The organism is Roseburia sp. 1XD42-69 (assembly GCF_003612565.1).
Lineage (GTDB): Bacteria > Bacillota > Clostridia > Lachnospirales > Lachnospiraceae > Roseburia_B.
The window spans coordinates 21,978-34,752 of record NZ_RAZG01000010.1 but is presented as its reverse complement, the minus strand read 5'-3'; the positions used below and the strand labels follow the sequence as shown (position 1 = coordinate 34,752).

Below are 12,775 nucleotides of genomic sequence, written 5' to 3'. Positions count from 1 at the left end.
TCATGTGAGAGAAGAACCGGCCAGGTTATATTTTGGCCGGTTCTTTCTATTTTTGTGAGAAGAGTTGTTATTCTCTCCGTTTTGGTGTAAACTATGTGAAACGGGAAAAGGGGAAAGATATGCCAAAAGAACATGTTGTCTGCCAGGTTTTGCCCGGCAGCATTGCAGAGGAAATGGAAATAGAGCCGGGGGACGTGCTGCTCTCCATCAATGACACGGATATGGAAGACATATTCGACTTTCATTATCTGTGCAGTGAGGAATATATTGTAGTACTGATTCGGAAAAAAGACGGGGAAGAATGGGAGCTTGAGATTGAAAAAGAGTACAATGAGGATTTGGGTATTGTCTTTGAAAACGGTTTGATGGATGAATATAAATCCTGCAGGAACAAGTGCATGTTCTGCTTTATCGACCAGATGCCGAAGGGGATGCGGGATACGCTGTACTTTAAAGATGATGATTCTAGGCTGTCCTTTTTGCAGGGGAATTATATAACCCTTACCAATATGGAAGAGAAGGATTTGGACAGGATTATCCGTTATCACTTAGAGCCGGTGAATGTGTCGGTGCACACCATGAACCCAGAGCTTCGGTGCAAAATGTTAAACAACCGTTTTGCCGGGGATGCCCTTTCTAAGCTGGAACGTCTCTTTCAAGGGGGCGTGTTGATGAACGGCCAGGTTGTGCTCTGCAAGGGGATAAACGATAGGGAGGAGTTGGACAATACCATTGAGAAACTCACGGGGTACATCCCCTATATGCAAAGCCTCTCCGTAGTCCCTGTCGGCCTGACAAAATACAGAGAGGGACTTTATCCCTTAGCGCCATTTGAAAAAGAAGATGCCATAGAGGTGCTCTCCATCATCCACAAATGGCAGCGGTACTGTGTGGAAAAATGGGGAATCCATTTTGTCCAGGCAGGGGACGAGTGGTATCTTTTGGCGGATATGGAAATCCCGCCGGAGGAAAATTATGACGGATACTTACAGCTTGAAAACGGCGTGGGAATGATGCGCCTATTGGAGAATGAATTTTTAGAAGAATTAAGCAATAGAAAAGGGGAAACCATAAAGCGAAAGGTTTCCATCGCCACGGGACAGCTGGCATCCCCCCTGATAAAAAAATTAACTGACAGGCTCTGCCAGAAATTTCCCGGCCTTGGGGTTGAAGTCATTCCTATCCGCAATGATTTTTTCGGGGAGAGGATTACCGTCTCCGGCCTTTTAACGGGACAGGACCTTTTAGCCCAGCTAAAGGGCAGGGATTTGGGGGACGTACTGTTATTGTCCCATTCCATGTTAAGGAGCGGGGAGGAAGTATTTTTGGATGATATGACGGTGCAGGATTTGAAAAATTCTTTACAAGTTCCCGTGGATATTGTAAAATCAAGCGGTCAGGACTTAGTACACGCAGTGATAGGAAGATAAATTAAGGAGTAAACGAAAATGGATAAACCGGTTGTAGCAGTGGTAGGGCGTCCCAACGTGGGCAAATCTACCCTTTTTAACCTGCTTGCAGGGGAGCGCATCTCCATTGTGGAGGATACCCCCGGGGTGACCAGGGACAGGATTTATGCGGATGTCTCTTGGCTTGATAAAAATTTTACATTGATTGACACCGGGGGAATTGAACCCGATACAAAGGATATTATTCTCTCCCAGATGAGGGAACAGGCAAGTATTGCCATAGATACGGCGGATGTGATTATTTTTCTGGTGGATGTAAGGCAGGGCCTTACCGATGCGGATTCCAAGGTGGCGGATATGCTGCGCCGCTCGGGAAAGCCTGTGGTTTTAGTGGTAAATAAGGTGGACAGCTTTGAAAAATTTATGCCGGATGTGTATGAGTTTTATAATCTTGGCATCGGGGACCCGGTGCCTGTCTCCTCCGCAGGAAAACTTGGCATCGGGGATATGCTTGACGAGGTAATCAAACACTTCCCGGAGGGAAATGATATCGGGGAGGAAGACGAACGCCCAAGAATTGCGGTGGTGGGTAAACCTAACGTGGGAAAATCTTCCCTGGTAAACCGTCTCTTAGGGGAAAACCGGGTGATTGTGTCAGATATCGCAGGGACTACCAGGGATGCCATAGACACGGCAATAAAATATAACGGCCAGGAATATGTGTTTATTGACACTGCGGGATTAAGGCGGAAAAACAAGATAAAAGAAGAATTAGAGCGCTACAGCATTATCCGGGCGGTGACTGCGGTGGAGCGGGCAGACGTGGTTCTTCTGGTAATTGACGCCACAGAAGGGGTTACGGAGCAGGACGCTAAAATTGCCGGGATTGCCCATGACAGGGGAAAGGGAATTGTCATTGTGGTAAACAAGTGGGATGCCATCGAAAAAGATGACAAGACCATCTACAGGCACACGGAGAGAATCCGCCAGGTTTTAAGTTTTATGTCCTATGCGGAAATTATGTTTATCTCTGCAAAAACAGGGCAGCGCACTGGAAAAATCTTTGAAATGATTGACATGGTGATAGAGAATAATTCCATGCGCATTGCAACAGGTGTGTTAAACGAGATTGTCACCGAGGCGGTGGCCATGCAGCAGCCCCCCTCAGACAAGGGAAAGCGGTTAAAAATATATTATGTTACCCAGGTGGCGGTAAAACCCCCCACATTTGTAATTTTTGTGAATGATAAAGAACTTCTGCATTTTTCCTACACCCGCTATCTGGAAAACCGCATCCGGGACACCTTTGGATTTAAAGGAACCTCTTTAAAATTTATTGCCAGGGAAAGAAAGGAAAATGAGTGATGGAAAATATGATAGTAAACCGTATCGTTGCACTGCTAATCGGCTATGCCTGTGGTCTTTTTTTATCCGGTTATGCTTACAGCAAGTCAAAGAAAAAAGATATCACCAAAATGGGGAGCGGAAATGCAGGCACCACAAACACCTTCCGGATTTTTGGCTGGAAGGGGGGGCTTATTACTTTAATTGGGGATGTGTCAAAGCCTATTGTGGCAATTCTTGTCACATGGCTGATTTTTCATAACAGCAGCTATGAGACGGTGAGGGAGTCTGTGCGGCTCTTAGAGTTTTATGCAGGGTTCGGTTGTATCCTTGGACATAATTTTCCCTTTTACATGAAATTTAAGGGAGGGAAGGGGATTGCCTGCACCGGGGGCCTTGTGATTGCTTTTTGCCCCATTGAAGTGCCCATAAGCCTGGGGATTTTCGTGCTTACCGTGGCCATTACAAAATATGTCTCTTTGGGCTCTATCCTTGGAGTTATCAGTTTCTTTATCCAGACCGTGGTCTTCGGGGAACTGGGGATTATTAATTTGTCCCCTCAGTATAAGTTAGAAATTTACATAGTGGCGGGCATCATTATGGTCATGGCCATTGTGCGCCACCGTGCAAATATCGGGCGTCTCTTAAACGGGACAGAAAATAAATTTAGTTTTTCAAAGCAAAAAGACGGTGAGAAAGAAGGAAAATAAATGGCAAGAGTAGGAATTATCGGAGCGGGAAGCTGGGGAACGGCTCTTTCCGTGGTACTTTGTGACAACGGCCATGAGGTAACCCTGTGGTCGGTTCTTGAAGATGAGATAAAAATGTTAAAAGAATGCCATGAACAGAAAGAGAAACTGCCGGGAGTGAAACTTTCCGAGGACATGGTATTTACCACAGATTTGGAACAGGCAGTATTCGGCATGGACATTCTTGTTTTGGCGGTGCCCTCCCCCTTTACCAGAAGCACGGCAAAATCCATGTCAGGCTTTGTAAGGCAGAACCAGATTATAGTAAGCGTTGCCAAGGGCATTGAGGAAAAGACCCTGATGCCCCTTACGGATATTATTGAGGAGGAGATTCCCGCAGCGGACGTGGCGGTAATGTGCGGCCCAAGCCATGCGGAGGAAGTGGGATTAAGGCTGCCCACAACTTTAGTGGCGGGAGCCAGGACGAAAAAGACGGCGGAGTATGTCCAGAGCGTGTTTATGAACGACGTATTCCGTGTGTATACCACCCCGGATATGCTGGGGATGGAGCTTGGGGGAGCTTTAAAAAACGTGATTGCACTGGCGGCAGGGATGACGGACGGCTTAGGGCTTGGGGACAATACAAAAGCGGCCCTTATCACCAGGGGGATTACGGAAATCGGAAGGCTGGCCCTTGCCATGGGGGCAAAATTCGAGACCATAAGCGGCCTTACAGGCATCGGGGATTTGATTGTCACCTGTGCCAGCAAACATTCCAGAAACCGGAAAGCCGGCATGTTAATCGGACAGGGTTATACTATGAAAGAGGCCATGGATGAGGTGAAGATGGTGGTGGAAGGAGTATATTCCGCCAAGGCGGCCATTGCCCTGGGGAAAAAATACCAGGTGGATTTGCCCATTATAGAACAGGTGAATGCGGTGCTCTTTGAAAACCGCCCGGCAAAAGAGGCGGTGACAGAGCTTATGATGCGGGATAAAAAAGCGGAAAATGACGATTTGGAGTGGGAGTAAAAAAATGGAAACCATCAGGATAAAATACCTTTCGGATGAGATAGAGAGACTTCGCTATATTGACGGCAAGTCTGACTGGATAGACCTTAGGGCATCAGAGAGGGTCACTTTTAAAAGGGGAGAGTTTAAGCTGATTCCCTTAGGAATTGCCATGGAGCTGCCCAAAGGGTATGAAGCCCATGTGGTGCCAAGGAGTTCTACTTTTAAAAATTACGGCCTGATTCAGACAAACAGTTGCGGGGTGATAGACGGCTCATACTGTGGGGACAGGGACATGTGGCATGTGCCCATGTACGCCACAAGAGATATTACCGTAGAAAAAAACGACAGAATCTGTCAGTTCCGCATTGAGAAGAATCAGCCCCGGATTGAATTTGTAGAATGTGATTCCCTGGGAAATAAAGACAGGGGAGGTTTTGGGACTACCGGGAAACAGTAGGGAAACATGGGGCTGTTGCACCCTTGATAGGTGCACAGCTCTATTTTATTCGGGATACCGTAATTTTTGAATAGGGATAAGAGGGGAGTTCAGATGAAATATATACGGAAGTTTGCAGGGATTACCATTTTTTTGACTATTGTCTTTATGCTCGTCGCTTCCTTTGGGCATCAGAGGGATGAGGAGGTATCGTACATACCCAACCAGTTGGAATATTTGTTGGATGAAGACTGGCGTTTGGCTTCTGTTGACGGCGGTAAGACATCAACGGTGAGCCTGCCCTACACAGAAAAAAATAAAGAGAGGGATACCATCCTTTTTACAAATTCACTGCCAACGGATTATGCAGGTTTCTCCATGAAATTTTCCTCTGAAAATGCCGATGTGCGTGTGCTTTTGGACGGTGAGGTTATTTACGAGGAAACGGGCAGTCCGGAAAAACGCAGCGAGCACTTGGTACATATTCCCAATAATTTTCAAATCGGTGAAGTGCGTATGGAACTGACGGTTCTGGATAAAAAAGCCTCCACGACCCTGGGTGAAATCCTGTTTGAAAGCCAGGGTATACTTGTGATTGGGTTGATGGGAAACAATTTTGTGGATATTGTCTGTTTTTTGCTGATAGAGATTGTGGCTATTATTATGTGCGTCCTTGTATTGATGCGGTGGTACACCAGTCAGCCCAGCCGGGGAGAAATATTTTTGGGCCTCTTTGAATTTGCAGCCGGGGTGTACTGTTTTGTGGGCACAAGCACGATGCGTCTGTTTTTCAATATGCAGGGGGCGCATGTGATGCAAGGGTATCTGATGCTGCTAATTCCGCTGTTTTTTGTGCTGTATTTTGAGCGGAACCTGCGCACCCTTTATCCCCGCCGTTTTGCCCTGCTCCTTTGTTGTGTAATTCTCAATGCAGGCATCCAGATCCTGCTTCAGATATCAGGTGTGAAAAGTTTAGAAGGTATGGAAAAATTCTCCATAGTTGTGCTTAGCAGTATGTCCCTTGTGGCCATTGTGAGCCTGGTGCAGATGTTTGGCAGAGACAGGCAGTATCTCTCCTTTCTCTCATTGGCGTCCCTGGTGGTTCTTATATCCGGGGAGATTGCAACGCTGGTTTTGGATTTCTTTTTTTTAAGCGGCTATGGGTATCTGGCCCGCCAGTACAGTATCACCGCTTTTAGTGTGATTATGGCGGTGATGCATGTCTTTCAGATATCAAAGGAGTACAGGTTAGATGCGGAGAAAAAAATGGTGGAAGCCAAAGAGCAGAATTTACTGCTGGCACAGGCAAAGAGAGATGCAGATGCGGCGCGGCAGGAAGCCCTTGCCGCCAATGAGGCAAAGGGAAAGTTCTTAGCCCATATGTCCCATGAAATCCGCACGCCTATCAATGCAGTGCTTGGCATGGATGAGATGATTCTCCGTGAGTCCAAAGAACAGAATATAAAGGAATATGCCATGGATATCCATACGGCAGGCCAGTCTTTGCTGTCCCTGATAAATGATATTCTTGATTTTTCAAAAATTGAGTCCGGTAAAATGGAGATTGTACCGGTAGAGTATGATGTGAGCAGTATGTTCCATGATTTGGTGAATATGATATCCCAGCGGGCTATGGATAAAAATCTCAGCCTGGTGGTGGAAATAGAACATGAAATCCCTTCCCGCCTCTATGGAGATGATGTGCGCATCCGCCAGGTGTTGACGAACATCCTCACCAACGCTGTGAAATATACCCATGAGGGGACGGTGTGGCTTCGGATTCGTGGGGATCGTACAGGTGACACAGCTGTGCTGAACTTTGAAGTGGAAGATACGGGTATCGGAATTAAGGAAGAAGATTTGCCCAAATTATCGGCGGAATTTGAGAGGATTGAGGAGGACAGAAACCGTAACATTGAGGGAAGCGGACTGGGCATGAATATTACCATATTGCTTTTGAACATGTTAGGCAGCAGGCTTCATGTGGAGAGTGTCTATGGGAAAGGGTCAAAATTTTCTTTTGAGCTGGAACAGAAAATCGTAGATTGTACGCCCATCGGAGATTTTGAGTCCAAAGTTCACCAGATTGCACAAAATTATAGTTACAGCACAAACTTCCATGCCAAGGATGCAAAAATATTGGTGGTGGATGACAATGCGGTGAACCGGAAAGTCCTGAGGAATCTGTTAAAAGAGACACAGATTCAGGTGTCGGAAGCCGGAGGGGGAAGGGAATGTGTGGATCTGGTGAAGGAAAATCGTTACGATTTAATCTTTCTTGACCATATGATGCCGGAGATGGACGGTGTGGAAACCCTTCATCACATAAAAGCTCTGCCTGAGTGTCCCTGTGAGAAAACCCCGATCATAATGCTGACGGCCAATGCGGTTTCCGGGGCCAAGGAAAAGTATTTAAACGAAGGTTTTGACGATTTTTTATCAAAACCCATTGTGCCGGAAAAATTAGAAAATATGATAAAGAAATTTTTGCCGGAGGAGCTTTTGACCTATGGGGATTTTGAACCGGAAAGCACTAAGGAGGGTGAAGGACAGACGGAGGGAACCCAGGAAAGCCTTGAGGATTTGCCTTTTGTGGACGGGCTTGATTGGAATTATGCCTGGATGCATCTGCCGGAAATGGATCTGCTTCAATATACCGTAAAAGAGTTTTACAGTCAGATTGATTCCGGGGCGGACAGCCTTATGGAGAAATATGAGCATATCCATGACCCTGATTGTCTGGAGGAATACCGGATTCAGGTACATGCCATGAAGAGCCTTGCGGCCACTGTGGGAATCATTCCCCTCTCCGGTGTTGCAAGGGTATTGGAATATGCGGCAAAAGATGGTAAAATAGATGTGATCATGTCTATGACCCCGGTATTTTTACAGGAGTGGCGCAGCTACCGGCAGAAACTGCAGGGTGTTTTCGGACTGGGAACCGGGGAGGAAAAGGAAATCACAGATTATTCCGTGATGCAGGCTCTTGTGGAAATGGTGCGGGTTAGTATGCGGGAGATGGATATTGACCAGGCAGATGGATTGATGGAGCAGCTGCGTACATATAAATTTCCGGAGGATATCAGAGAAAATATCCAAAAACTTGGGGAGGCAGTGACAAATTTGGACATAGAAGAATCAGACCGCCTTGGAATTTTATTGACAGCACAGATGGCGGACCGGCCATAATTATGAAAGCGGGGATGGGAGAACGAAATGAAAAAAATACTTTTAATCGGAAAGTTTAACACTGTGATGGATGAAACAAACAAATTTTTATCTCAGTATTTCCATGTACAGTTTTGTTCGGAAAACGCAGGGGTTTTAGAGGGAATGATGAAAATCGTAAATCCTGATCTTGTGATGATTAGTCTGATTGGCGCATACGATATCGATACTTCTGTCTTTTTCCTTCTGAGCGACCAGTATGGGCAGATTCCGGTTATCACCATCGGTACAAAGGAGGAGAGCAGTAAATTCTTTAAATATTATGAAGGCGCCCAATTTGAAAACCTGATTCGCCCGGTGGAAAATACTGTGATTATGGAGGCTGTCTGCAGAAGGCTGAAACTGAATGAGAAATATGTGAAAAGAGAGACAGGGAAAGAGGACAGCGGAAAGAAACGGATTCTGGTAGTGGATGACAACGGCACGGCCCTTCGGACCATGAAAGCCATGCTTCAGGATGTGTATGAGGTGGATTTGGCGATTTCAGGAGCCCAGGCCATGACTTCCATAGGCAAGAACAGGCCGGATTTGATTCTGCTGGACTATGAGATGCCTATTTGCGACGGGAAAATGACCCTTGAAATGATATGTGCAGATGAGGATATGAAGGATATCCCCGTGATTTTTTTAACAGCTATCAATGACAGGGCGAATATCGAAGCCGTGCTGAAATTAAAACCGGCGGGATATTTCTTAAAACCTCCGGTGAAAGACAGGTTGGTCTCAGAGATAAATAAGATACTCGGTTAATCTGCCGAAAGGATAAAAAAGCTGCCGCCTCAGTTTTTAGCAGGAGAGCGGCAGTTTTTTATATATTAATTTTTAAATCTTTTGTGATTTTCCGATATAGATGGGGAAACTGTCTGTTCCCTTCACCTCTTTGCCGGCGGAAACTTTCACGTTCTTGTCGGTGATAAGGTACTGGATGTCGGCGCCAGACTCCACGGTTGTCCCCTGCATGAGAATACAGTTTTTCACCTTTGCACCTTTTGCCACCGTGACGCCTCTGAATAACACGCTGTTTTCCACTTCACCCTCAATGACGCAGCCGTCTGCCACCATCACGTTCTGGACAACTGCCCCCTCTTTGTACCTGGTGGGAGTATCGTCCCTGATTTTTGTGTAAATGGGAGAGCCGGAAAACAGGCCGTCCAGATTATAATCGTCCAAAAGCTTCATATTTTCATCAAAATAGCTCTTCATATCCGTGATACGGGCTACATAGTCCTCATACTTGTAAGCGTGTACATGAAGTTTGTTCAGCTGAGGAAGAAGAACATCCCGCTCAAAGTACTCCTGTCCATGGATAAAGGCATCGTCGATTAAGTTTATCAGAAGTTCCCGCTCAATGATGTATACATTCATGCTGAAATTCTGAACCCCGGTTTCCTTGGAATTCACAAATATTTTTGTAATCTGTCCCTCCTCGTTGATGCCGAAGGTGTAATAGTATCCCTTGTCATGGGAGTGGGAATTAATCAGGCTTTCCGGGAGTTCCTGTTCATTGTAGGCGGCAGTCACATCCGCACCGCTTTCTATATGCGCCTGAATCATGGCGTTAAAGTCGAAGTTTGCCGCAATATTTGCATCGGACATAAGCACATAGTTTTCTTTCTGGCTTCTTAAGAAATTCAAAAGCCTTGCCAGGGCGTCCACACGTCCCGTATAGGGTTTTGCGCTCTTTTCCGCAAAGGGCGGATAGATATGTAACCCGCCGTTTTTCCTTGTCAGATCCCATTCACGGCCGGAGCCCAGATGGTCCATCAGGGAATGGTAATTATTGTTTACCATTACGCAGATATTGTCAATATCGCAGTTTGCCATGCTGGACAAAACAAAGTCGATTAAACGGTAACGGCTGGCAAAGGGGATGGAGGCCATCAGCCGCACATTTACCAGCTCGGGAACCAGGGCGTCATATGTGTTTGGGAAAATAATGCCAAGTGTGCTCATATTTGAATTTAACATTGTTCTTCACCGCCTTTTACATTTTCTCTCACCATGGCATTTGGGCCAACCGTGGCATTTTCTCCAATGGTAATGTTTGCTCCAACCGTGGCAACGCCTTTTTCCGTCTCCGTGGGCATTGCCCCCACAATGGCATTTTCCTCTATGGTTACATTCTCTGCAATAATGCAGTGTTTAATCACAGCCCCGGCCTTAATGGTGGTGCCGCCCATAACCACAGCGTCCTCCACCACAGCGCCTTTCTCCACTTTAACCCCGGAGAAGAGTACAGAGTGTTTTACGGTGCCCTTAATCCGGCAGCCGTCTGTGAGCATAGAATTTTCCACAACGCCGCCGCTGTTGATTTTGTGGCCTGCCATACCGCTGTTTCGGCTGTAGATTTTCCAGTTTTCGTCGAAAAGGTTAATGCCGCTGTGTTCAGGGTCTAAAACTTCCATATTTGCTTCCCAGAGGGAAGATATGGTTCCAACGTCCTTCCAGTATCCGTCAAAGTGGTAGGCGTACATTTCCCGTCCGTCCCTCAAGAGATTGGGGATGATATTGTTTCCGAAGTCGTTCTCCGATTCAGGGTTCGCCTCATCTTCCTCCAAATACTTTTTTAAGATGTCCCAGTTAAAGATATAGATACCCATGGAAGCCAGGTTTGACTTAGGGTTCTTTGGCTTTTCCTGGAATTCCGTGATTTTGTCGTTTTCGTCTGCCACCATCAGGCCGAAGCGGGAAGCCTCGTCCCAGGGAACTTCCATAACGGCCACGGAAAACTCCGCACCTTTTTCTTTGTGGAATTTTAAGAAGTCGCTGTAGTCCTGTTTGCAGATCTGGTCTCCTGACAGGATAATCACATACTGGGGATCATATCTTTCAATAAATGAAATATTCTGATAAATCGCATTTGCAGTGCCCTTGTACCAGTCAGAGCCGCTTGCCTTCTGGTAGGGGGGAAGAACATGGACACCTCCGTGAAGACGGTCTAAGTCCCAGGGCTGTCCGTTTCCTATGTACTCATTTAATACCAGGGGCTGATACTGGGTTAAAATACCCACCGTATCAATTCCTGAGTTGACGCAGTTTGAAAGGGGGAAGTCTATAATTCGATATTTTCCTCCAAAAGGAACTGCAGGCTTTGCCAGCTTCTCTGTCAATGCGTAGAGGCGGGAACCCTGTCCTCCGGCGAGAAGCATTGCAATTATTTCTTTTGCCATAATGTTACCTCCTTATAGTAATGCCTTTCTCCTATTATATAACATTTTAGCTAATTTGCAAAGGATAAGTGTGGAAAATTCAAGCAAAAAATACAAAATCTTGTAGGCATTGAAATTCAAATTCATCACATTGTATAGTAAAAAACGAAATTTTCGTCATATTGACGAAGGGGTGACAGATTGTACTATGATTTCGTCGAAACCACAAGAAACAAAATTTTATTTTGTGTATTTATCGAATAGAAGAAAAGGGAAATCTCTGATAAAGTAATACTATCAAATTAAGAAAACAAATTTCTAGGAGGATTAGACCAATGGCAAGTTTATCTTTAAAAAATATTTGTAAAAAATATCCCAACGGCTTTGAAGCTGTTAAGGATTTCAACCTTGAAGTAGAAGACAAAGAATTTATCATCTTTGTAGGCCCTTCAGGATGTGGTAAATCTACTACCCTTAGAATGATTGCAGGTTTGGAGGAGATTTCTTCCGGCGAGCTGAAAATCGATGGAAAGCTTGTAAATGATGTGGAGCCGAAAGACAGAGATATCGCAATGGTATTCCAGAACTACGCTCTGTATCCTCATATGACAGTATTTGACAATATGGCATTCGGTTTAAAATTAAGAAAAGTGCCGAAGCCTGAAATCAAACAGAAAGTGGAAGAGGCAGCTAAAATCCTTGACCTGGAGAAATTGTTAGACCGTAAGCCAAAGGCTTTATCCGGTGGACAGAGACAGCGTGTTGCTATGGGACGTGCTATCGTGCGTAATCCTAAGGTATTCCTTATGGATGAGCCTTTATCCAACCTGGATGCAAAACTGAGGGTTCAGATGCGTTCCGAGATTTCCGGATTACATCAGAGACTTGGTGCAACCATCATCTACGTAACACATGACCAGACAGAGGCTATGACCCTTGGAACCAGAATCGTTGTATTAAAAGACGGTGTCATCATGCAGGTTGACTCCCCAATCAAACTGTACAACGAGCCCAACAACTTATTCGTTGCAGGATTCATCGGATCTCCTCAGATGAACTTTGTGGATGCTGTGTGCAAAGTAGAGGGCGAGAAAGCTACCTTGACCTTCGACAAATTTACAGTTACCCTGCCTCCTGCAAAAGCTAAGAAACTGGCAGACGGCGGATACAATGGAAAGACTGTTGTTTTGGGTATCAGACCGGACGATATGGGAGATTCCCAGATTGAAATCGAGACACACAAAGACAGCATTATCGAATCCGATGTAACCGGATACGAGTTATTAGGTTCTGAAGTATTGTTATACTTCAATGTTGCAGGGGTTAGCATGACTGCAAAAGTAGATTCCAGAACCACAGCTCGTCTTGGCGACCATGTAAAATTAGCTATGGATACTCAGAAAATCCATGTATTTGACAAAGAGACAGAGCAGACAATTACAAACTAGTCAAAAATCGACAATCTATCAGGGCTGGGCGTATCTACGCCCAGCCCTTTTAAACGAA

10 protein-coding genes are annotated in these 12,775 nt (G+C 45.6%); 8 read left to right on the top strand and 2 right to left on the bottom strand.

The features are described 5' to 3' along the window. Nucleotides 1-32 precede the first annotated feature (32 nt). The 7 genes from D7Y06_RS07085 to D7Y06_RS07055 all read left to right on the top strand — a co-directional run bounded on the left by D7Y06_RS07085 (nucleotide 33) and on the right by D7Y06_RS07055 (nucleotide 8,870). Nucleotides 33-1,430 carry a DUF512 domain-containing protein gene (locus D7Y06_RS07085; protein ID WP_330566407.1) on the top strand — a complete coding sequence of 466 codons (1,398 nt, stop codon included), beginning with the start codon at nucleotides 33-35 and terminating at the stop codon, nucleotides 1,428-1,430. Between the two features lie 18 nt (nucleotides 1,431-1,448). After that, the gene (gene der / locus D7Y06_RS07080; protein WP_120407109.1) at nucleotides 1,449-2,774 is read left to right on the top strand and encodes a ribosome biogenesis GTPase Der; all 1,326 of its coding nucleotides are present in this window, start codon (nucleotides 1,449-1,451) and stop codon (nucleotides 2,772-2,774) included. Beyond that, a complete protein-coding gene (gene plsY / locus D7Y06_RS07075) occupies nucleotides 2,774-3,463 on the top strand; it encodes a glycerol-3-phosphate 1-O-acyltransferase PlsY (protein ID WP_120407108.1) in 690 nt (229 codons plus the stop codon). The genes der and plsY overlap by 1 nt, the downstream gene beginning before the upstream one ends. Then, entirely contained in the window at nucleotides 3,464-4,474 is a 1,011-nt protein-coding gene (locus tag D7Y06_RS07070; RefSeq protein WP_120407107.1) for an NAD(P)H-dependent glycerol-3-phosphate dehydrogenase, read from the top strand. Nucleotides 4,475-4,478: 4 nt separating this feature from the next. Next, a complete protein-coding gene (locus tag D7Y06_RS07065; protein ID WP_120407106.1) occupies nucleotides 4,479-4,913 on the top strand; it encodes a dUTP diphosphatase in 435 nt (144 codons plus the stop codon). 93 nt (nucleotides 4,914-5,006) lie between these two features. Continuing rightward, a complete protein-coding gene (locus tag D7Y06_RS07060; RefSeq protein WP_120407105.1) occupies nucleotides 5,007-8,081 on the top strand; it encodes a response regulator in 3,075 nt (1,024 codons plus the stop codon). 27 nt (nucleotides 8,082-8,108) lie between these two features. Continuing rightward, nucleotides 8,109-8,870: a response regulator gene (locus D7Y06_RS07055; RefSeq protein ID WP_120407104.1), complete on the top strand. Its 762-nt coding sequence runs from the start codon at nucleotides 8,109-8,111 to the stop codon at nucleotides 8,868-8,870. Between the two features lie 72 nt (nucleotides 8,871-8,942). On the opposite strand, the gene glgD is transcribed toward D7Y06_RS07055, so the two are convergent. Next, nucleotides 8,943-10,088 carry a glucose-1-phosphate adenylyltransferase subunit GlgD gene (glgD, locus tag D7Y06_RS07050; RefSeq protein WP_120407103.1) on the bottom strand — a complete coding sequence of 382 codons (1,146 nt, stop codon included), beginning with the start codon at nucleotides 10,086-10,088 and terminating at the stop codon, nucleotides 8,943-8,945. Continuing rightward, a complete protein-coding gene (locus D7Y06_RS07045) occupies nucleotides 10,082-11,290 on the bottom strand; it encodes a glucose-1-phosphate adenylyltransferase (RefSeq protein ID WP_120407102.1) in 1,209 nt (402 codons plus the stop codon). Before D7Y06_RS07045 ends, glgD begins: the two co-directional genes overlap by 7 nt. Before the next feature lie 314 nt (nucleotides 11,291-11,604). Between D7Y06_RS07045 and D7Y06_RS07040 the strand changes: the two genes are divergently transcribed. After that, entirely contained in the window at nucleotides 11,605-12,717 is a 1,113-nt protein-coding gene (locus tag D7Y06_RS07040; protein WP_120407101.1) for an ABC transporter ATP-binding protein, read from the top strand. Nucleotides 12,718-12,775: the final 58 nt, after the last annotated feature.

Coding starts and splice junctions, on each gene's coding strand:
- D7Y06_RS07060 (WP_120407105.1), top strand. CDS start 5,007: ATGAAATATATACGGAAGTTTGCAGGGATTACCATTTTTTTGACTATT.
- glgD (WP_120407103.1), bottom strand. CDS start 10,088: ATGTTAAATTCAAATATGAGCACACTTGGCATTATTTTCCCAAACACA.
- D7Y06_RS07040 (WP_120407101.1), top strand. CDS start 11,605: ATGGCAAGTTTATCTTTAAAAAATATTTGTAAAAAATATCCCAACGGC.
- D7Y06_RS07070 (WP_120407107.1), top strand. CDS start 3,464: ATGGCAAGAGTAGGAATTATCGGAGCGGGAAGCTGGGGAACGGCTCTT.
- D7Y06_RS07045 (WP_120407102.1), bottom strand. CDS start 11,290: ATGGCAAAAGAAATAATTGCAATGCTTCTCGCCGGAGGACAGGGTTCC.
- D7Y06_RS07055 (WP_120407104.1), top strand. CDS start 8,109: ATGAAAAAAATACTTTTAATCGGAAAGTTTAACACTGTGATGGATGAA.
- D7Y06_RS07065 (WP_120407106.1), top strand. CDS start 4,479: ATGGAAACCATCAGGATAAAATACCTTTCGGATGAGATAGAGAGACTT.
- der (WP_120407109.1), top strand. CDS start 1,449: ATGGATAAACCGGTTGTAGCAGTGGTAGGGCGTCCCAACGTGGGCAAA.
- plsY (WP_120407108.1), top strand. CDS start 2,774: ATGGAAAATATGATAGTAAACCGTATCGTTGCACTGCTAATCGGCTAT.